Here is an 18,229-nt window from a genome sequence, read left to right as displayed (position 1 = left end):
GGCGAGCACGAGGGCGGCGCTGAGCACCGTCGTCGTGCTCACGAGGGATCCGGGCAGGGGGACGGCGAGGTCGAGGAGGAGGGCGCCGGCGAGGTTGCCGAACAGCGAGAACAGGGTGAGCAGCAGCACTCCCAGGCGCCGCACCGTCAGCGACGTGAACGCGATGAACACGACCCCGAGGACCCCGCCGAGGAGGATCCACCACTGACCGGGGCCCGGGAAGCCGGTCCACCGCACACCCGAGGCGAGGAGGACGCCGGTGAGCGCGAGCAGGAGGAGGAACCCGACGGCGAAGTTGACCGCGGTCGCCACGACCGCCGAGCCGGTGGCCGCGCGGATTCGCCCGTTGCACGCCTGCTGGAGGGCCGTCAGGGCTCCCGAGGCGAAGGGCAGCAGCGGCGCCCACAGCGGCACCCCGAGGACGAGCCTCTCCCAGGCTCCGAGGGTGAGGGCCGCGAGGACGACGAGGACGCCGAGGATGCGGAAGAAGGTCAGCCGCTGCCTCCCGCCCGGCGGCAGATGCGTCGCATCGACGCACAATCCGCCGGTGACCTGACCGGACACGAAGGCCATCGTGAACATCGCGATGCCCATGACCGGCACGGTCGTGGCCTGGGCGATGACGACGAGCGCCCCGCTGCAGCCGCCGAGCAGCATCCACCGGGGGAGGGCACCGGTGCGGACCAGCGAGAAGAGGCGCACCGCGGCCGCGCGGGAACGCGCGGAGAGGAGAAGTGCGCCGCCGACGAGGAGCAGTCCGGTGGCGAACGAGAGCAGGGCGGCGAAGACGGCATGCCCGAGGACGGGGCCGAGGATGCCGTTGGCCCGACCCTGCAGGGACATCGCGGCACCGGCGACGATGGTCGCGAGCCCGGCCCACAGCAGCGGCAGCGCGGGGGAGCGGCGGGCCGTCACCGGCGGCGGCTCACGAGCGCTGCGGGGCCAGGGGCATGATCTTGCGGCGCAGCCACACGGTGCGGGTGCCGCCGGCGGAGATCCGGGTGCGGGCGAGCTCCCACTTCCCGTACTCCGCGTGGTCGGTGAGCTCCTGCAGGCTCACGGAGCGGGGGACGTCCTTGGAGAACGAGACCTTGCGGAACTCATAGGTCAATGCCGGCCGCTGACGCTTCATAGGCCCACGATAGACGATGTGGGCTAGTCTTGGGCACATGCCCGTCATCGTCCTTCTGCGACACGGGATCTCCACCGCCAACACGGCAGGGATCCTCGCCGGACGCACTCCCGGCGTGTCGCTGACCGAGCAGGGGGTGAGCGCTCTCGAGAACACCCTGCGGATGCTCCCGCAACGCTCCTTCACCCGCCTGATCCACTCCCCGCTGCTGCGCTGCGAGCAGACGGCGCGGATCGCGGCCGGGGTGGTCGAGGCGGAGACGATCGAAGCGAGCCCCGACCTCCTCGAACTCGACTACGGCGAATGGTCGGGGCGCAGCCTCGAGGAGTTGCGCCGCGAGGACGACTGGCGCCTCGTCCTCGAGCAGGCCTCCCGGTTCCGGTTCCCCGGCGGAGAGTCGATCGCCGAGGCGGCGGACCGGTCCGTGCGCCGCGTCCGCTCGGTCGTCGAGGGGCTGCGCGCCGCGGAACGGGAGCGGCCCCGAAGTCCCCAGGCGGAGCGGGGCGCCCCGCTGTGGGCGCTGCTCGTCACCCACGGGGACATCATCAAGGCGGTCGTCGCCGATGCCCTCGGCCTGCCCCTCGACGACTTCCAGCGGCTGAGCGTGGCCCCCGGATCGTTCTCGGTCATCGACTTCGGCGCCGCCCACCCCGTGCTCACCGCGTTGTCGGTGACCTCGGCGGGCATCGCCGAGGCGGCCGAGCCCGGCGGCGGGGGCCTGCGGACGCGCGCCGACACCCCACCGGGATGAGCCGGATCCCGGCGTCGGCCGTCACACGGCGCTGATGGCTCCGGTGCCCAGGAGGATGTAGAGGAGGATGCCCAGGGCCACGCGGTACCAGACGAAGATCGCGAACGACCGCGTCTTGACGTAGCCGAGGAACCAGTGGATGACGGCGAGGCCGAGGCCGAAGGCGATGACCGTGGCCATGATCGTCGGCCCCCAGCCGATGACCATGTCGGGGTCGCCGATGCTCTTGAGCAGTCCGTAGAAGCCGGCTCCGAGGACGGCGGGGATCGCGAGCAGGAACGAGTAGCGGGCCGCCTCGGGGCGGGAGAAGCCCATGAACCGGCCGGCCATGATCGTGCCGCCCGAGCGCGACACGCCGGGGATCACCGCGAGCGCCTGCGCGAGTCCGAAGAGGATGCCCTGACCCCAGCTCATGTCCTCGAGGGTGAGCTTGCGCTTCCCGACCCAGTCGGCGAGTCCGATGAGCAGGCCGAAGACGATGAGCATCGTCGCGGTGATCCACAGGCTCCGCAGCGCCCCTTCGATCGCGTCCTCGAAGAGGAGGCCGATGACGACGATCGGGATCGAGCCGAGGATGATCAGCCAGCCGAGGCGGACCTCGGGATCGCTGCGATCGTGGCGGCCGACGAGGGCCAGGCACCACTTCCGGACGATCGTGACGATGTCGCGCCAGAAGTAGACGACGACGGCCAGCTCCGTGCCGATCTGGATGATCGCGGTGAAGAACGCGCCGGGATCCTCACCGGGGAGCATCCATTCGCCGACGATGCGCACATGCGCCGATGATGAGATCGGGAGGAACTCCGTCAGCGCCTGGACGATTCCGAGCACGGCGGCGACCAGCCAGTCGTACATGCGACTCCTTGGGTAGGGGGATGGGGCGAAGTGCGGATGAGGGGTCGTGACCGACCCCCGGACGATCCGGACTCGGGGACGGATCCACGGTAGTCGGCGAATCGGGTAACCTCAAGAAACATGAAGCACCAGCGCCTCGGAACCACCGGCCTCGACGTCAGCGATCTGGGTCTGGGGACCTTCGAATGGGGGCACAGGGTCGACGTCGGCGCGGCGCAGCGGATCCTCGATGTCTTCATCGACGCTGGTGGGAACCTCGTCGAGCTGCCGAGCTCGGGAGTCCAGGCCGCCGCCGTGCTCTCCCGGCTGAGTGTTCCCGCAGAGATCGTGCTCTGTGCACGGGTCGGCGTGTCCATGAGTGAGACATCCCACATCGAGGTCGGGCTCGGCCGCTCGCGCATCCTCGACCAGGTCGACCGGCTGCTCTCCGCGACGGGTCGCGAGCACATCGACGTCCTCGTCCTCGACGTCTTCGACGAGGTCGTCGACAAGGAGGAGACCGCCTCGGCGCTGTCGACCCTGCTCACCCTCGGCAAGATCCGCTACATCGGCCTCTCCCACCACACCGGTTGGCAGCTGTCGGAGATGCGGCACATGTCGGTGCCGGTCGCCGCGGTGCTCGCCGAGTACTCCCTGCTCAACAGGGAGGCCGAGCACGACCTCATCCCGGCCGCCGACTACGCGGGCATCGGGTTCATCGCCGGTGCCGGGCTCGGCCGGGGCGTGCTCAGCGACAAGTACGTCCGGTCCACCCCGGGCGACTCCCGGGCCGCCGGCGAGCTCGCCGAGTACGTCGGCGCCTACCTCGACGACCGCTGCTCCCGGGTGATGGCGGGAGTGCGCAGGGCCGCGACCGCCCTCGGGGTGAGCTCCGCGGACATCGCCCTGGCGTTCAACCGGCACCGCGGGGTCACCTCGTCGCTCGTCTCCGCGCGGACCGAGGAGCAGATGGCCGCGCTCGCGCGCAGCGACGTCGCCCTCGCCCCGGAGATCGCCGAGGTGCTCGAGCAGATCTCCTGAGCGCTCAGTCGTCGTCGACGATCTCGTAGTCCTCGTCGTCCTCGCGGGCGTCCTCGACGTCGTCGAAGAGCTCGAAGGGGGTGACCTCGTCGAACGCCGTGTAGATCGCGTCCTCGTAGATCTCGAACGCGTCGGCCAGAGCCATGTAGGCCGCTTCGACCCGGGTGTCGTGGTCTCCGGTGCGGTGCGCGGATGCGGCGTAGTGCTCCCGCACGGCTTCGAGGAATGCGTCCAGGGCCTCACGAGGATCAGTGCTCATGGGTCAAATGTATCCCAGGCAGGTTCGACATGTAAGGGCGTGAACTAGGCTGTGAGCATGGCAGCTCTCTACGACCACCCCACCCCGGATCGATTCGTCGTCGGCACGATCGGACTGCCCGGCGAGAGAACCTTCCTCCTCCAGGCGAAATCGGGATCGTCGCTGACCACAGTGGTCGTGGAGAAGGAACAGGTCGAGATCCTCGCCGATCGGATCACCGAGCTCCTCGACATGGTGATGATCAAGGACCCGGCCGCCCGGGTCCCGCAGACGGCCCTCGACGAGCGCGTCGACAACGCCGGCCTCAACGTGCCCATCGACCCCGAGTTCCGGGTCGGGACGATGAGCCTCGGCTGGGACACCGTCGCCCACGAGCTCGTCGTCGAATGCTTCGAGCTCACCGAGGAGGATGCGCAGGCGGGCACCTCGGCGGACCCCGACGACGACGAGGTCGAGCGCGACGTCCTGCGGATCGTGCTCGACGCCGCCGGAGCCCGTGAGTTCGCGCGCCGCGCCGAGCAGGTCGTGTCCGCCGGCCGCGGCGACTGCCCGTTCTGTTCCCTGCCGCTCGAACCCGACGGCCACCTGTGCCCGCGCGCCAACGGGATCGCCCGCGCCTGATGCACGACGTGGTCGCCGCCGCCCTGAGCGCGGGGACGTGCACGGTCATGGGGGCGATCCCGCGGGCGAGCAACGACACCCGCCTCGTCGTCGTCGAGCACGCCGGACGCACCCTGCGCGCCGTCTACAAGCCCAGCGCGGGCGAGAGCCCCCTGCGCGACTTCCCGGCCGGCAGCCTCGCCGGGCGCGAGGTCGCGGCCTACCGGCTGAGCAGCCGGCTCGGCCTCGACGTCGTCCCGCCCACCGTCGCGCGCAGCGACCTGTCCGCGGGTCCCGGCTCCCTGCAGGCGTACGTCGAGGACGCGGGGGACGACGCCTCGATCACGCTGACCGAGGTCGACGAGGTCCCCGCCGGGCACGCCCCGATGTTCGCCCTGCGCACCCCCGACGAGCGCGATCTCGTCCTCGCCCACGACACCTCGGCGGCCCTGCGGAGGATCGCGTTCTTCGACCTCCTCGCCAACAACGCCGACCGCAAGGCCGGGCACATCATCCGCGGCAGCGTGCTGCCGGGCCTCGGCACCCGCGGGTCGGCAGTCCGCTCCTACGGGATCGACAACGGGCTCACCTTCCACGTCGAGGACAAGCTGCGCACGGTCCTCTGGGGGTTCTCCGGGTCCTCCTTCACCGCGGCCGAGGCGCGCGCCCTCGACACCGTGGCGACGATGCCCGACGAGCTGCGCGACGACCTCGTCGGGGTCCTGTCCGCGACCGAGATCGCCTCCCTGCGCTCCCGCGCCGAGGCGCTGGCCGGTCTCGGCGTCTGGCCGGAGCCGGCGGGGGACCGGATGATCATCCCCTGGCCCCCGATCTGAGGCCGTCGGGCCCCCGATCCGAGGACCATCGGACCGAAATGCCAAGGAGGGTGGTCTCGGTTAGGCTGGGCACCGTGAAATCTTGGCCCGAACCCCACCTCCCTCGAATCTCGCATCCCGGCACCGTGCCCACGGTCTTCGACACCGGCAGCCGCGGCCCCCGACGCCTCACGGTCGACGGCGGCCGAGCCGGTCTCTACGTCTGCGGGATCACCCCGTACGACGCGACCCACCTCGGCCATGCCGCGACCTACGTCGCCTTCGACCTGCTCAACCGGGTCTGGCGGGATGCCGGGATCGAGGTCGTTTACGTGCAGAACACCACGGACGTCGACGATCCTCTGCTCGAACGGGCCACCGCGCGCGGTCTCGACTGGCGTGAGCTCGCCGATGACCAGATCGAGCTGTTCCGCTCCGACATGGAGGCGCTGCGGGTGCTCCCGCCCGACCACTACATCGGCGCGGTCGAGTCGATCCCGCAGGTCGTCGCCGCCGTCGAGGAGCTCATCGCCTCCGGTGCCGCCTACACGCTCGAGTCCGGCGACGTCTACTACCGGGTCTCGACGCCGGTGCAGCCGCCCTTCGGCAGCGTCAGCCACGACGCCCGGGCGACGATGGCCAGGCTCTTCGCCGAGCGCGGGGGAGACCCCGAGACGCCGGGCAAGGAGAACCCGCTCGACGCCCTGCTGTGGCGGGCCGCGCGTGACGGGGAGCCGTCCTGGGGCGGAGCCAGCCTCGGCCCGGGTCGACCCGGGTGGCACATCGAGTGCGCCGTCATCGCCGCCGACTACGCCGGCCTGCCGCTCGACGTCCAGGGCGGGGGCAGCGATCTCGTGTTCCCCCACCACGAGATGGGAGCGGCCCACACCGCCGCGTGGAAGCGGACCCCCCTGGCCCGGACCTACATGCACACCGGCATGGTCGGCTACCAGGGCGAGAAGATGAGCAAGTCGAAGGGCAACCTCGTCCTCGTCTCGAAGCTGCGCGAATCCGGGGTCGACCCGATGGCCATCCGCACGGTGCTGCTGAGCAACCACTACCGCAGCGACTGGAGCTTCACCGAGGAGCTGCTGGCCACGGCCGAGCAGAGGCTGCGCAAGTGGCGGCATGCCGCCCGGTGCGAATCCGAGTGCCGCGACTCCCTGCGCGTCCACATCATCGGGCTGCTGCGCGAGGCGCTGGCCGATGACCTCGACGCCCCCCGGGCGCTGGGGGTCCTCGACGAGTGGGCCGAGCACTACACCGACACCCCGGTGCGGGACCGGGGACCGGTGAGCGGCGACAGGGTCGCCGACGCCGTCGACGCGCTGCTCGGCATCCGCCTCCACGACTGAGCGATGACCGCCGCGCGCGGGTGCGCGCCGCTACTTCTCGCGGCCGCGCCTGCGCAGGTAGCGTTCGAACTCCGCGGCGATCGCATCGCCGCTGGCCTCGGGCAGCTCGGTGGAGTCGTTGAGCTTCTCGAGGCCCCTGACGTGCTCGGCGAGCTGCGGGTTGAGGGAGACGAGCTCATCGGCGCCGAGCTCCCACGCCTGGCTCTCCTCCTCGAGCACCGGGATGTCGATCTCGAGACCCGTGTGCGCCTCGAGGGCCCGGGCCAGGGCGAGCTCCGCCTTCGGCGACGGCGAGTCGGTGAGGTAGTCGGGCACCCCGACCCAGAGGTTGACGGCGCTGATCCCGTGCCACGCGCATTCGACCCCGAGCAGCCCGAGGATGCCGATGGGGCCCGTGTAGCTGTTGATCTCGATGTGGAGGTCGGCGGCGAGTCCCGCGTCCTCGGTGTTGGCGACGACCGGCAGGGGGCGCGTGTGCGGGACCTCGGCGTGGAGCCCGCCGAGGAGGACGACGGCGTCCCCGACGGCGATCCGGCTGATGACGAGGGAGAGGAACTCCCGCCACTTCAGTCCCGGCTCGTGGCCGTGGATGACGGTGACCGGGATGCCCTCGTGGCTGCCGCGGTGGACCTCGACGCCGGGCCAGGCGATCTTCGCCCGCCCGGTGTCGTCGCGGACGATCTCCGGTTCGGAGAACCGGAACTCGTAGAAGCCGTCGGTGTCGAGGATCTCGCTCTCACTCAGCTGCCACACGTCGATGAGGTCCTTGACCAGCGAGCTGGCGGCCTCGGAGGCATCGGCGTCCTGCCCCTCGAAGGCGACGAGGACGAGCGAATGCGACCCTGATGGGAGAAAAGTCATGGTCCCAGATTACGCTGGATGCATGGTCACCCCTGCTGCGATCCTCTGGGATATGGACGGAACCCTTGTCGACACCGAACCGTACTGGATCGAGGCCGAAACCGAGCTGATGCGCGCGCACGGGCTCGACTGGAGCCACGAGCAGGGCCTCGAGTTCGTCGGCAACGACCTGCTCACCTCCGCGGGGATCCTCCGCGCGGCGGGTCTCGACCTCGCCCCCGACGTCATCGTCGACCGTCTGCTCACCGCGGTCATCTCCCGTGTCGAGGTCGCGGTGCCGTTCCGGCCGGGGGCGCTCGAGTTCCTCGGCGCGGCCAGGGCCGAGGGCATCCCCTGCATGCTCGTCACCGCCTCCTACCGGAGCCTCGCCGAGGCGGTCGTGGCGGCCTGCCCGCCGGACAGCTTCGTCGGCATCGTCGCCGGCGACGAGGTCAGCGCCGGGAAGCCGGACCCCGAGCCCTATCTCACGGCGGCGGCGCTGCTCGGGCTCGACCCCCGCGACTGCGCGGCTCTCGAGGACTCCGTGCCGGGACTGGCCAGCGCCGAGGCGGCCGGGACGATCGCCGTGGGGATCCCGCACCTCGTCGAGCTCGATCCGCTGCCCGGGCGCCACCTGTGGTCCGGGCTCGAGGGCCGCTCTCCGGCCGACCTGCGGGCGCTCAGGCCCCGACTATCCGTGTGATCTCCGGCGTGGCCGGGGGCGTGCCGCCCCATGCCGGGCACAGCGGCTTGAATGTGCACCAGCCGCACAGGGGGGACTTCCGCGGCCGCCACCGGTCGGACTCGGCGGCGGCGACGATGTCGGCCCAGATCGCGGCGATCTCGAACTCGGTGCGCTCGAGGTCGGCCGGGGTCGGGTGCATCTTCACCACGGTGCCGGAGCCGAGGTACATGAGCTGGAGCGTGTGGACGAGGTCGCCGGAGAGCCGGTACTCGACGAGGGCGTAGAAGCCCATCTGGAACTTCGCCTCCCGCCCGTACTGCGGCTTCGGCTGGCGGCCGGTCTTGTAGTCGACGAGGCGCTTCTCTCCTCCCGGGGCGATGTCGACGCGGTCGATGAACCCGCGCAGCTCGAGCCCGTTGTCCAGGGTCGTCGTCACGTACTTCTCTGTCTGCGCCGGCTCCAGGTGCTCGGGGAACTCGAGGGTGAAGTAGGAGCGCAGGAGCGCCCTCGCGCTTGTGAAGAATGTCACCTTCTCCGCCTCGCCGGCGAAGAGCCCGAGCACCTCGGGGTCCTTCTCGACGAGCTCGGACCACGCGGGCATGAGCAGCTCCTCGGCCGCCGCCTGCGTCCTCTCCTCGGCCGGGAGGGTGAAGAGCCGCTCGAGGACCGAATGGACGACAGTCCCCTTGAATGCCGCGAGCGACGGCGGTTCGGGCAGCCTGTCGATGCTGCGGAACCGGAACTTCAGCGGACACTGGAGGAAGTCGTTCGCGCGGGAGGGTGAGAGACTCGTGAGCTCGGCCATGCCCCCACTCTAACGAGGGGGACTGACACGACGATCGCGCGCCGATCGGCGGTGGGCGCACTGCTACGCTTGAGACTTCCCGACCCCGAATCATGAGGACTCCCTTCGATGGCCGTGAAAAACCACCTGACCGGCGCCTCCTCGGGCTTGCGTCTGGGCACGGTTCTCGGTGCTCCGGTGATCCTGGCGTGGTCCTGGTTCCTCGCCGCGATCGTCATCACGCTCCTCTTCGCACCCTGGCTGGCCTCGGTGCGCCCGGATCTGGGCCTGTGGGCGTGGCTGGTCTCGTTCGCGTACGCCGTGCTCCTCTTCGCCTCGGTGTTCCTCCACGAACTCGCCCACGGCGTGGCCGGTCAGTTCTATGGGCAGAAGGTCGCGGCGATCGAGCTCAACATCTGGGGCGGATTCACCCGCTTCGAGCCGCAGGTCGACAACCCCCGGGACAAGGCCGCGCTGACGAGCTTCGTCATCTCGATCGTCGGCCCCATCGTCAACATCGTCCTCGCCCTCATCGGGTGGTGGGCGCTGAGCGCGGTCGAACAGGCCTCGGTCGCCTGGCTGCTCCTCATCGCGGTGACCTTCGCCAACGTCGCCCTCGGGGCGATCAACCTGCTGCCGGGCATCCCGCTCGACGGAGGCTGGGCGCTGCAGGCGCTGATGTGGAGGCTCACCGGCTCCCAGTACCTGGGGACGATCGTCGCGAGCTGGGTGGGGAGGATCATCGCCGTGGGCTTCATCGGCTGGTCGGTGATCACCCCTCTGCTCGCCGGGGCCCGCCCCGACCCGCTGACCGTGGCCTGGATGTCGCTCATCGCGATCATGCTGTGGTTCTCCGCCGGCGACGCCGCCACCCATGCCAAGCGGGCCCGGAAGATGGAGACCTACGACCTCGACCAGGTCGTCCAGCCGGCGATCGCCGCCACCTGGGACGCGGACCTCGCCGACACCCTCGACTACGCGAACACCCTGGGTCATGCCAAGGAGCGGACGCTCATCGTCGTCCTCGACCAGAAGGGGCTGCCGTTCGGGCTCGTCGACCGGCACGCGGCCGCCCGGCGGCTGCGCGACGCCCTCGACCAGGTGCCCGCCGGTGAGGTCGTGCGCCCCCTGGGCGGCTGGATCGGGGTGCCCAAGGACATCACCGCGCCCCACCTCCTCGAGTCGCTCACCCACCGGCCCAAGGCCCAGTTCTGTCTGGTCATGGACGAGAACACGCTCGTCGGCGTCATCGACCTCCAGGAGTTCTACGACGAGCTTCTCGCCGCCTGAACCGGTGTTCTTAGGACAGCCTTGCCCGGCGTAGAGTAGAGCCATCATGACACGTCCAACCCAGACCGAGTCCCGAGCGCTGAGCGCGGGGGAGAAGATCCAGCTCACCGATCCCAAGGGGCGGATGCACACGATCGTGCTCGCCCCCGGCGAGGTGTTCCACACCCACAAGGGCCTGATCCCGCACGAGGACATCATCGGCCGTCCCGAGGGCATCGTGGTGACCAACACCGGGGGAGTCGACTTCCAGGTCTTCCGCCCCCTCTACGAGGACTTCGTCCTCTCCATGCCGCGCGGGGCGGCGGTCGTCTACCCCAAGGACGCGGGACTCATCGTCGCCCTCGGGGACGTCTTCCCCGGGGCGACGGTCGTCGAGGCCGGAGTCGGCTCCGGCGCCCTGTCCATCGCCCTGCTGCGGGCCGTCGGCCCGCACGGTCGCGTCCACTCCTTCGAGCTGCGCGAGGAGTTCGCCCGCATCGCCGGCGGCAACATCGCCGACTTCTTCGATGGTCGGCCCGACAACTGGGACGTCACCGTCGGCGACCTCGCCGAGACGCTGGGCGACACGTTCGACGAGCACACGGTCGACCGGGTCGTCCTCGACATGCTCACCCCCTGGACCACCCTCGACGCGGTCGGCCGGGCGCTCGTCCCCGGAGGAGTCGTCATCGCCTACGTCGCCACCGTCCCCCAGCTCTCCCGCTTCGTCGAGGCGCTGCGGGCGAGCGGCTGCTACAGCGAACCGCAGTCGATGGAGGCGATGGTCCGCGGCTGGCACGTCGACGGCCTCGCCGTGCGCCCCGACCACCGGATGATCGCCCACACCGGATTCCTCGTCACCGCCCGCCGGATGGCCCCGGGCGAGACCCCGCTCGAGAAGAAGAGGCGGCCGCAGGGGTCTCCCGCCTCCGCCGACGACGTCGAGGCCTGGACCGGCCCCGAGGTCACCGAGGAGGCGATCGGCACCCGCACGGCCACGGGCAAGAAGCTGCGCCGCGTGATGCGCGAGGCCGGCCGACGATTGGACCGACAGTTCCCGACCTCGAAGGAGGACCAGTGACCGAGACGACCACCGAGGTCAAGAAGCTGCGCGAGGACACCGCGTCGCTCCGCCAGCAGCTCTACAGCGCGGGCAAGCGGAACGAGGCCCTGTCGAAGACCCTGCGCACGGCCCGCGACGAGCTCGACCGGATCAAGGAGGAGGCCCGGCGGCTGACCGAGCCCCCCAACACCTGGGGGACGCTCATCGGGCTCACCGAGACCGGCACCGCCGCTGACGTCATCGTCGGCGGCCGGCGCATGCGCGTGGCCGTGGGGCCCGAGGTCGAGCCGGCCCGGCTGCGCGCCGGCGCCGACGTGCTCCTCTCCGAGGGACTCGTCATCATCGGCACCGGGGACTTCCCTCCGGTCGGCGGCGTCGTCACGGTCCGGGAGTTCGTCGACGAGCGGCGCATCCTCGTCGGCGCTCCGGGCGACGACGAGCAGGTCTACACCCTCGGCGAGGGGCTGCGCGAGGCGGGCGTGCGCGTCGGCGACGCCGTCCTCGTCGACACCCGCTCCCACTTCGCCCTCGAGATCATCGAGAAGCCCGAGGTCTCCTCGCTCCTGCTCGAGGAGGTCCCCGACATCACGTACTCCGACATCGGCGGGCTCTCGGAGCAGATCGATCAGATCAAGGACGCCGTCGAGCTGCCGTTCGAGCATCCGCAGCTCTACACCGAGCACGGGCTCAAACCGCCCAAGGGCATCCTCCTCTACGGTCCTCCCGGGTGCGGGAAGACGCTCATCGCCAAGGCCGTCGCGAACTCGCTGGCGGACCGGTCCGGCGCCGGGGCCGGACGGAGGACCTACTTCCTCAACATCAAGGGCCCCGAGCTGCTCGACAAGTACGTGGGCGAGACCGAGCGACAGCTGCGGATCATCTTCGCCCGGGCCCGCGAGAAGGCCTCGGCCGGGTTCCCCGTCGTCGTGTTCTTCGACGAGATGGAGTCCCTCTTCCGCACCCGCGGGACCGGGAAGTCCTCGGACGTGGAGACGACGATCGTCCCGCAGCTGCTCACCGAGATCGACGGCGTCGAGAAGCTCGACAACGTCATCGTCATCGGCGCCTCGAACCGGGAGGACCTCATCGACCCGGCGATCCTGCGTCCGGGCCGCCTCGACGTGAAGATCCGCATCGAGAGGCCCGACGCCGCCGCCGCACGGGACATCTTCGAGAAGTACATCACCGCGGACCTGCCCCTGCACGAGAGCGTGCTCGCCGGTCACCCGGGTCGCACCGAGGCGGTCGCCGCCCTCATCTCCTACTGCGTCGAGAGGATGTACGCCCAGACGCCGGAGAACGAGTTCGTCGAGGTCACCTACGCGGACAGCTCGAAGGAGATCCTCCACTTCTCCGACTTCGCCTCGGGGGCGATGATCCACAACATCGTCGACCGGGCGAAGAAGGAGGCGATCAAGACCCTGCTCGACACGGGTGAGCGCGGCCTGAGCCGGGAGCACTTCGCGGCCGCGATCGCCGAGGAGTTCAGCGAGCACGAGGATCTGCCCAACACGACGAACCCCGACGAATGGGCGAGGATCTCCGGGCGCAAGGGCGAACGGGTGACGCACCTGCGGATGATGCACCTCGGCGCCGACCGCTGCGCGTCGACGCTGCCCGACGAACCCGTCGCCGAGGTGTACCCGAACTCCGACCTGCTCTGAGCGCCGGGTGTCACGGCCCACGGACCGGTGGGCCGGGCGGTCAGCGACCGGACTTCGTCAGCGCCGCCGCCACGACCCGCCACCCGACGAGGGTGAGCAGGTTGAGGGAGGCGGCGACGACGATGAACGCCCCCGCCGTGCCCTGACCCGTCAGGGCACGGATGACGAGGGCGGTGAGCACGGTGATCGCCCACACCGCGCCGCCCGTGTGCAGCGGCGAGACCGGCCGGTCCCAGACCGCGCCGAGCAGCCACGCGAGGACGAGCCCGGCGAGGAAGGGCCAGGCCGTGGACCACAGCCCGGTCGGGTCGAAGGTGTGAGAATGTGTGTAATGGCCGATGATCGTGAACAGGATCACGAGGATGAGATCGACGGTCAGGGCGATGGGGAGATGAGATCTTTTCGCAGCCACGTGAGAAGTCTAGACGCAAGGGAGAGGCGACGTTGATCAGTGTGCACCGCGTGATGGGCTCGGAGACCGAGTTCGGGATCTCGCAGCCGGGCAACCCCCACGCCAACCCGATGCGCGACTCCGCGCGGGTCGTCGACGCCTATGCCGGGCCGCGCGGACTCAAGTCCTCGCAGAGCTTCTGGGACTTCGCGACCGAGTCCCCCCTCGCCGACGCCCGCGGCTTCCTCATGAACGTCGCCGACGCCGACATCTCCCAGCTCACCCACCTGCCCCAGGAGTCCGTCGAGGCCCAGTACCTCGCGAACGTCGTCACGGAGAACGGGGCCCGCTACTACGTCGACCACGCCCACCCCGAGTACTCCTCGCCCGAGGTGCTCACCCCCCGCGACCTCGTCACCTACGACCGCGCCGGGGACCTCGTGGCGCTGGCCTCCGTGCGGGCGCTGGCGGCGAGCGACGAACCCGTCAACCTCTACAAGAACAACACCGACTCCAAGGGCTCGTCCTACGGGGCGCACGAGAACTACCTCGTCGACCGGGCCGTCGAGTTCGACGCGATCGTCGCCGGTCTGACCCCGTTCTTCGTCACCCGGCAGGTCCTCTGCGGAGCCGGCCGGGTGGGCATCGGCCGGGAGGGGGAGACGAAAGGGTTCCAGATCTCCTCCCGGGCCGACTTCTTCGAGGCCGAGGTCGGCCTCGAGACGACCCTGCGCCGGCCCATCGTCAACACCCGCGACGAACCGCACGCGGACCCCGCGAAGTACCGCCGGCTCCACGTCATCCTCGGCGATGCGACCCTGGCCGAGGAGGCCACCCTCGTCCGGTTCGGCTCCACCGCCCTCGTCCTCGGGCTCATCGAGTCCGGGCTCGCCCCCGCGGTCGAGCTCGCCGATCCCCTCCAGTCGCTGTGGGACGTCAGCCACGACCTCGGTCTGCGCACGCGGCTGCCGCTGCGCGACGGCGGCGAGGCCACCGCGCTCGAGATCCAGGAGATCTACTACTCGGCCTGCGCCGCCCATGCCGCCGACGACGAGGACACCAGGCAGGTGCTTCAGGTGTGGCGGCGGTTCCTCGACGGTCTGCGCGAGGACCCGCGCTCGCTCGCCGACTCGATCGACTGGGTCGCCAAATGGGTCCTCCTCGACGGCTACCGACAGCGTGAGGGCATCGACTGGGACCACCCCAAGCTCGCGCTCATCGACGTCCAGTACCATGACGTCCGGCCCGAGAAGGGCCTCTTCCACCGGCTCGAGCAGGCCGGCCGGATCCGCCGGCTGACCACCGGCGCCGAGGTCGAGCGCGCCGTCGTCACCCCGCCCGACGGCACCCGCGCCTACCTGCGGTCCCTGGCCGTGACCCGGTTCTCCGAATCGCTCGTGGCCGCGAGCTGGGATTCGCTCGTGCTCGACGCCGGGGCCTTCGGCACCGTGCGGCTGCCGATGTCCGAACCGCTCAAGGGCAACCGCGCCCTGCTCGCCGACCGCCTCGCCGAGGTGCGCACCTCGGAAGAGCTCCTCCGTGCCCTGGGTGTGACTAGACTTGAGACCAACCGAGATGACGAGGGATGAGATGAGTTCCAACGAACAGATCAGCAAGGACCGTTCCACCGGCGGCTCGGAGCCCCCGGTCGAGCCGCCGACGGCAGTGTCGGCGCAGATCAACACCTCCAACGTCGATTCGATCCTCGACGAGATCGACAGCGTGCTCGAGTCCAACGCCGAGGAGTTCGTCCGCAACTTCGTGCAGAAGGGCGGACAGTGACATGGCAGGGTTCCCTCCTGCCTTCCTGACGTCGACGAGCAACTCCTTCGCCGAGTTGGCGCGCGCCGTCGCCCCCGAGACCCTGCCCGCCCTGAGCGCGTCGGACGTCCACGACCAGGTGCCCGAGGGCACGACGATCGTGTGCCTGAAGACCGCGACCGGGATCCTCATGGCCGGTGACCGGCGGGCGACGATCGGCCATGCCATCGCCTCCCACGCGATGGAGAAGGTGCACCCCGCCGACGACTCCTCGGTCATCGGCATCGCCGGCACCGCCGGAGTCGCCCTCGAGCTCATCCGGCTGTTCCAGCTCGAACTCGAGCACTACGAGAAGATCGAGGGCGCCCGGCTCTCCCTCGAGGGCAAGGCGAACCGGCTCGCGTCGATGCTCCGCGGCAACCTCGGACTGGCCATGCAGGGACTGGCCGTCGTCCCGCTCTTCGCCGGGGTCGACGACTCCACCCCCGCGGGGCAGATCTTCAGCTTCGACGTCACCGGCGGCAAGTACGAAGAGCACCGCTTCCATTCGATCGGCTCCGGCTCGGGCCCGGCCCGCGGGGCGCTGAAGAAGCTCTGGGAGCCGGGTCTCGACGTCGAATCCGCGATCACCATCGCCGTCGAGGCGCTCTTCGACGCGTCCGACGACGACTCGGCCACCGGCGGGCCCGACTTCGTCCGCGGGATCGCCCCGACCGTCTTCACCGTCGACACCGTCGCCGGTGCCCAGGAGGTCGACCCCGAGGCGATCCTCGCCACCGCCGACGAGGTCGTGGCCCGCCGCAGAGGGAGGGCGCGCTCATGAGCCAGGCACCGTTCTACGTCTCGCCCGAGCAGCTGATGAAGGACCGGGCGGACTTCGCCCGGAAGGGCATCGCCCGCGGCCGCTCCGTCGTCGTGCTCCGGTACGCCGAGGGGATCCTGTTCCTCGCCGAGAATCCCTCGCCGACCCTGCACAAGATCGCCGAGATCTACGACCGGATCGGCTTCGCCGCGGTCGGGAAGTACAACGAGTTCGAGACCCTGCGTCAGGCCGGGGTGCGGTATGCGGATCTGCGCGGCTACTCCTACCACCGCACCGACGTCACCGCCCGTGGGCTGACCAACGCCTACGCCCAGACCCTGGCCGGGGTGTTCACGACCGAGTCGAAGCCCTTCGAGGTCGAGCTCGTCGTCGCGGAGCTCGGCGAGAGCGCCGCCGGCGACCAGCTCTACCGCCTGTCCTACGACGGGTCCGTCATCGACGAGACCGAGCATGTCGCCATCGGCGGCCAGGCCGACGCGATCACCGCGAAGCTCGACGGCCTGACCACCTCGACGCTGCCCCTGGGCGAGGTCCTCGTCCACGGCGTCGGGGCACTCGCCGAGGCGACGAGCGGTCCGCTGCCCACCTCCGACCTCGAAGCGGCGGTCCTCGACCGCACGGCGCCCGGGCACCGGAAGTTCCGGCGGCTGAGCGAAGCCGCCCTGACCGAGATGCGCAGCAGCTGATGGCCCGCATCTACGGGCTCGAGACCGAGTACGGGCTCGCGCACTCCCCGGGCCCCGAGCAGCGGAGGATCGGCCCGGAGGAGATCGCCCGCCACCTGTTCCGGCCGATCGTCGAATGGGGTCGGTCCTCGAACGTGTTCCTGCCCAACGGGTCCAGGCTCTACCTCGACGTCGGCTCCCACCCCGAGTACGCGACCGCCGAATGCGACACGCTGATCGACCTCCTCACCCAGGACCGGGCGGGGGAGGCGCTCATGGTCGACCTCCTCGCCCAAGCGCAGTCGAGCATCGAGGCCGAGGGGGTGGGCGGACGCATCCACATGGTCAAGAACAACACGGACGCGGCCGGGAACTCCTACGGCTCGCACGAGAACTTCCTCATCCGGCGCAACCTCGACTTCAACCGGCTGACCTCCGTCCTGCTGCCGTTCCTCGTCTCCCGGCAGCTGCTCGTCGGCGCCGGGGCGGTCATCCCGACGAAGTCGTCCTTCCACCCCGACGAGGAGGTCGCCGGCGACGAGAGGATGTTCGGCCTCTCCGCCCGCTCCGATGTGATGTGGGAGGGGCTGTCATCGGCGACGACCCGGTCGCGGCCGATCATCAACGCCCGCGACGAACCCCATGCGGACTCGGAGAAGTACCGCCGGCTCCACGTCATCGTCGGCGACTCCTCGATGTCGACGGCCACCTCGGCGCTGAAGATCGGCTCGGCGGTGCTCATCCTCGACCTCATCGAACAGGGGGCGCGCATCCCCGAGCACGGGCTGCGCCACCCCGTGCGCGACATCCGCCTCGTCGCCCGGGATCTCACCGGCACGGTGCCGCTCGAGCGCACCGACTCCTCGACGATCACCCCGCTGCGTCTGCTCGCCGACTACCGTGACCGCGCCCAGGTCATCGTCGAGAAGGGCGACCACAGCCTCGGCGACGACGGGCTCGCCGGCTACGTCATCGATCTGTGGACGAGGATGCTCGCCGCCGTGGAGTCCCAGGACTTCAGCGCCGTCGACCGCGAGATCGACTGGGTGATGAAGAAGGCGCTCATCGACCGGGCCCTGGGCCGGGGCATCGATGACATCGCCGATCCCCGCATCCACCGGCTCGACATCGCCTACCACGACATCACCCCCGCGACCGGGCTCTTCCCCAAACTGGAGGCCGCCGGCATGGCCGAGTGCCTCGTCGACCCCGAGGCGGTCGCCCGGGCCAAGGACCGGCCCCCGCAGACCACGCGCGCGGCCATCCGCGGCGAGTTCGTCCGCGCCGCCCACGCGGCTCGCCGCGACTACACCGTCGACTGGGTCCACCTGCGCCTCAACGACGAATCCGGGCGGGCGGTGGCGCTGAAGAACCCGTTCGAGTCCTCGCATCAGCAGGCCCAGGCCCTCATCGCCGGACTCTGAGAGCCACTCTGGGAATCCGCCCGCGGCCCGGGCGGTAAGATCCTGCAATGGTCCACCCCCTGCGAAAGGAACC

The 18,229-nt window shown here is 70.3% G+C and carries 20 protein-coding genes and 1 pseudogene; 14 read left to right on the top strand and 7 right to left on the bottom strand.

Features of this window, described 5'->3' with window-relative positions; all coding sequences use genetic code 11:
* Nucleotides 1-3: 3 nt before the first annotated feature.
* Nucleotides 4-915 (bottom strand): annotated as a pseudogene (locus DFO65_RS09470) (DMT family transporter); the annotation flags it as partial.
* Nucleotides 916-925: 10 nt separating this feature from the next.
* On the bottom strand, nucleotides 926-1,132 hold the full coding sequence (locus DFO65_RS09465) for a DUF5703 family protein (RefSeq protein ID WP_245940585.1): 207 nt from the start codon (nucleotides 1,130-1,132) through the stop codon (nucleotides 926-928).
* 37 nt (nucleotides 1,133-1,169) lie between these two features.
* Here DFO65_RS09465 and DFO65_RS09460 point away from each other — a divergent pair, with 37 nt between their 5' ends.
* Entirely contained in the window at nucleotides 1,170-1,883 is a 714-nt protein-coding gene (locus DFO65_RS09460) for a histidine phosphatase family protein (protein ID WP_113904169.1), read from the top strand.
* A 21-nt stretch (nucleotides 1,884-1,904) separates the two neighbouring features.
* Here DFO65_RS09460 and DFO65_RS09455 read toward each other — a convergent pair whose 3' ends face one another.
* Nucleotides 1,905-2,738: an undecaprenyl-diphosphate phosphatase gene (locus tag DFO65_RS09455; protein ID WP_113904168.1), complete on the bottom strand. Its 834-nt coding sequence runs from the start codon at nucleotides 2,736-2,738 to the stop codon at nucleotides 1,905-1,907.
* Between the two features lie 120 nt (nucleotides 2,739-2,858).
* Between DFO65_RS09455 and DFO65_RS09450 the strand changes: the two genes are divergently transcribed.
* The gene (locus tag DFO65_RS09450) at nucleotides 2,859-3,758 is read left to right on the top strand and encodes an aldo/keto reductase (protein ID WP_113904167.1); all 900 of its coding nucleotides are present in this window, start codon (nucleotides 2,859-2,861) and stop codon (nucleotides 3,756-3,758) included.
* 4 nt (nucleotides 3,759-3,762) lie between these two features.
* On the opposite strand, the gene DFO65_RS09445 is transcribed toward DFO65_RS09450, so the two are convergent.
* Nucleotides 3,763-4,017: a hypothetical protein gene (locus DFO65_RS09445; protein ID WP_113904166.1), complete on the bottom strand. Its 255-nt coding sequence runs from the start codon at nucleotides 4,015-4,017 to the stop codon at nucleotides 3,763-3,765.
* A 57-nt stretch (nucleotides 4,018-4,074) separates the two neighbouring features.
* Between DFO65_RS09445 and DFO65_RS09440 the strand changes: the two genes are divergently transcribed.
* From DFO65_RS09440 to mshC, 3 genes are all read left to right on the top strand, one after another.
* Complete coding sequence (locus DFO65_RS09440) at nucleotides 4,075-4,638, top strand: DUF3090 family protein (RefSeq protein ID WP_113904165.1); 564 nt, start codon at nucleotides 4,075-4,077, stop codon at nucleotides 4,636-4,638.
* Nucleotides 4,638-5,453, top strand: a complete 816-nt coding sequence (locus DFO65_RS09435; protein ID WP_113904164.1) for an SCO1664 family protein — start codon at nucleotides 4,638-4,640, stop codon at nucleotides 5,451-5,453. Before DFO65_RS09440 ends, DFO65_RS09435 begins: the two co-directional genes overlap by 1 nt.
* 74 nt (nucleotides 5,454-5,527) lie before the next feature.
* Entirely contained in the window at nucleotides 5,528-6,787 is a 1,260-nt protein-coding gene (mshC, locus tag DFO65_RS09430) for a cysteine--1-D-myo-inosityl 2-amino-2-deoxy-alpha-D-glucopyranoside ligase (protein ID WP_113904163.1), read from the top strand.
* A gap of 30 nt (nucleotides 6,788-6,817) precedes the next feature.
* Here the strand turns inward: mshC and DFO65_RS09425 are convergent, their stop codons facing one another.
* Nucleotides 6,818-7,648, bottom strand: coding sequence for a proteasome assembly chaperone family protein (locus DFO65_RS09425; protein ID WP_113904162.1), 831 nt, complete (start codon nucleotides 7,646-7,648; stop codon nucleotides 6,818-6,820).
* Nucleotides 7,649-7,670: 22 nt separating this feature from the next.
* On the opposite strand from DFO65_RS09425, the gene DFO65_RS09420 reads away from it, so the two are divergent.
* Nucleotides 7,671-8,330, top strand: coding sequence for an HAD family hydrolase (locus tag DFO65_RS09420; RefSeq protein ID WP_113904161.1), 660 nt, complete (start codon nucleotides 7,671-7,673; stop codon nucleotides 8,328-8,330).
* On the opposite strand, the gene DFO65_RS09415 is transcribed toward DFO65_RS09420, so the two are convergent.
* Entirely contained in the window at nucleotides 8,308-9,117 is an 810-nt protein-coding gene (locus tag DFO65_RS09415; protein ID WP_113904160.1) for a RecB family exonuclease, read from the bottom strand. The two genes, DFO65_RS09420 and DFO65_RS09415, sit on opposite strands and share 23 nt — an antisense overlap.
* Nucleotides 9,118-9,225: 108 nt before the next feature.
* Between DFO65_RS09415 and DFO65_RS09410 the strand changes: the two genes are divergently transcribed.
* From DFO65_RS09410 to arc, 3 genes are read left to right on the top strand one after another with little or no spacing between them, the layout of a single operon-like run.
* Complete coding sequence (locus tag DFO65_RS09410) at nucleotides 9,226-10,386, top strand: site-2 protease family protein (RefSeq protein WP_113904159.1); 1,161 nt, start codon at nucleotides 9,226-9,228, stop codon at nucleotides 10,384-10,386.
* A 46-nt stretch (nucleotides 10,387-10,432) separates the two neighbouring features.
* Complete coding sequence (locus tag DFO65_RS09405) at nucleotides 10,433-11,446, top strand: tRNA (adenine-N1)-methyltransferase (RefSeq protein WP_113904158.1); 1,014 nt, start codon at nucleotides 10,433-10,435, stop codon at nucleotides 11,444-11,446.
* Nucleotides 11,443-13,092: a proteasome ATPase gene (gene arc, locus DFO65_RS09400; protein ID WP_113904157.1), complete on the top strand. Its 1,650-nt coding sequence runs from the start codon at nucleotides 11,443-11,445 to the stop codon at nucleotides 13,090-13,092. Before DFO65_RS09405 ends, arc begins: the two co-directional genes overlap by 4 nt.
* A 40-nt stretch (nucleotides 13,093-13,132) precedes the next feature.
* Here arc and DFO65_RS09395 read toward each other — a convergent pair whose 3' ends face one another.
* Complete coding sequence (locus DFO65_RS09395) at nucleotides 13,133-13,504, bottom strand: DUF3054 domain-containing protein (RefSeq protein ID WP_113904156.1); 372 nt, start codon at nucleotides 13,502-13,504, stop codon at nucleotides 13,133-13,135.
* A gap of 32 nt (nucleotides 13,505-13,536) precedes the next feature.
* Here DFO65_RS09395 and dop point away from each other — a divergent pair, with 32 nt between their 5' ends.
* The 5 genes from dop to pafA are packed head-to-tail and all read left to right on the top strand — an operon-like array spanning nucleotide 13,537 to nucleotide 18,156.
* The gene (dop, locus tag DFO65_RS09390) at nucleotides 13,537-15,072 is read left to right on the top strand and encodes a depupylase/deamidase Dop (protein WP_181778681.1); all 1,536 of its coding nucleotides are present in this window, start codon (nucleotides 13,537-13,539) and stop codon (nucleotides 15,070-15,072) included.
* A gap of 1 nt (nucleotide 15,073) precedes the next feature.
* Nucleotides 15,074-15,265 (top strand): ubiquitin-like protein Pup, encoded by a 192-nt coding sequence (locus DFO65_RS09385; protein WP_113904155.1) that lies wholly within the window; start codon nucleotides 15,074-15,076, stop codon nucleotides 15,263-15,265.
* Between the two features lies 1 nt (nucleotide 15,266).
* Complete coding sequence (gene prcB, locus DFO65_RS09380) at nucleotides 15,267-16,067, top strand: proteasome subunit beta (RefSeq protein WP_113904154.1); 801 nt, start codon at nucleotides 15,267-15,269, stop codon at nucleotides 16,065-16,067.
* Nucleotides 16,064-16,753, top strand: coding sequence for a proteasome subunit alpha (gene prcA / locus DFO65_RS09375; protein ID WP_113904153.1), 690 nt, complete (start codon nucleotides 16,064-16,066; stop codon nucleotides 16,751-16,753). Before prcB ends, prcA begins: the two co-directional genes overlap by 4 nt.
* Nucleotides 16,753-18,156, top strand: coding sequence for a Pup--protein ligase (gene pafA, locus DFO65_RS09370; RefSeq protein WP_113904152.1), 1,404 nt, complete (start codon nucleotides 16,753-16,755; stop codon nucleotides 18,154-18,156). The genes prcA and pafA overlap by 1 nt, the downstream gene beginning before the upstream one ends.
* The last annotated feature ends 73 nt before the right edge of the window (nucleotides 18,157-18,229 follow it).

Origin of the sequence: Brevibacterium sanguinis (genome assembly GCF_003315415.1) — a bacterium.
GTDB lineage: Bacteria > Actinomycetota > Actinomycetes > Actinomycetales > Brevibacteriaceae > Brevibacterium > Brevibacterium celere_A.
The sequence above is the reverse complement of the archived record's forward strand: the minus strand, read 5'-3'. Positions and strand labels throughout refer to the sequence as shown.

Coding starts and splice junctions, on each gene's coding strand:
- DFO65_RS09465 (WP_245940585.1), bottom strand. CDS start 1,132: ATGAAGCGTCAGCGGCCGGCATTGACCTATGAGTTCCGCAAGGTCTCG.
- DFO65_RS09460 (WP_113904169.1), top strand. CDS start 1,170: ATGCCCGTCATCGTCCTTCTGCGACACGGGATCTCCACCGCCAACACG.
- DFO65_RS09455 (WP_113904168.1), bottom strand. CDS start 2,738: ATGTACGACTGGCTGGTCGCCGCCGTGCTCGGAATCGTCCAGGCGCTG.
- DFO65_RS09450 (WP_113904167.1), top strand. CDS start 2,859: ATGAAGCACCAGCGCCTCGGAACCACCGGCCTCGACGTCAGCGATCTG.
- DFO65_RS09445 (WP_113904166.1), bottom strand. CDS start 4,017: ATGAGCACTGATCCTCGTGAGGCCCTGGACGCATTCCTCGAAGCCGTG.
- DFO65_RS09440 (WP_113904165.1), top strand. CDS start 4,075: ATGGCAGCTCTCTACGACCACCCCACCCCGGATCGATTCGTCGTCGGC.
- DFO65_RS09435 (WP_113904164.1), top strand. CDS start 4,638: ATGCACGACGTGGTCGCCGCCGCCCTGAGCGCGGGGACGTGCACGGTC.
- DFO65_RS09425 (WP_113904162.1), bottom strand. CDS start 7,648: ATGACTTTTCTCCCATCAGGGTCGCATTCGCTCGTCCTCGTCGCCTTC.
- DFO65_RS09420 (WP_113904161.1), top strand. CDS start 7,671: ATGGTCACCCCTGCTGCGATCCTCTGGGATATGGACGGAACCCTTGTC.
- DFO65_RS09415 (WP_113904160.1), bottom strand. CDS start 9,117: ATGGCCGAGCTCACGAGTCTCTCACCCTCCCGCGCGAACGACTTCCTC.
- DFO65_RS09410 (WP_113904159.1), top strand. CDS start 9,226: ATGGCCGTGAAAAACCACCTGACCGGCGCCTCCTCGGGCTTGCGTCTG.
- DFO65_RS09405 (WP_113904158.1), top strand. CDS start 10,433: ATGACACGTCCAACCCAGACCGAGTCCCGAGCGCTGAGCGCGGGGGAG.
- DFO65_RS09385 (WP_113904155.1), top strand. CDS start 15,074: ATGAGTTCCAACGAACAGATCAGCAAGGACCGTTCCACCGGCGGCTCG.
- prcB (WP_113904154.1), top strand. CDS start 15,267: ATGGCAGGGTTCCCTCCTGCCTTCCTGACGTCGACGAGCAACTCCTTC.
- prcA (WP_113904153.1), top strand. CDS start 16,064: ATGAGCCAGGCACCGTTCTACGTCTCGCCCGAGCAGCTGATGAAGGAC.
- pafA (WP_113904152.1), top strand. CDS start 16,753: ATGGCCCGCATCTACGGGCTCGAGACCGAGTACGGGCTCGCGCACTCC.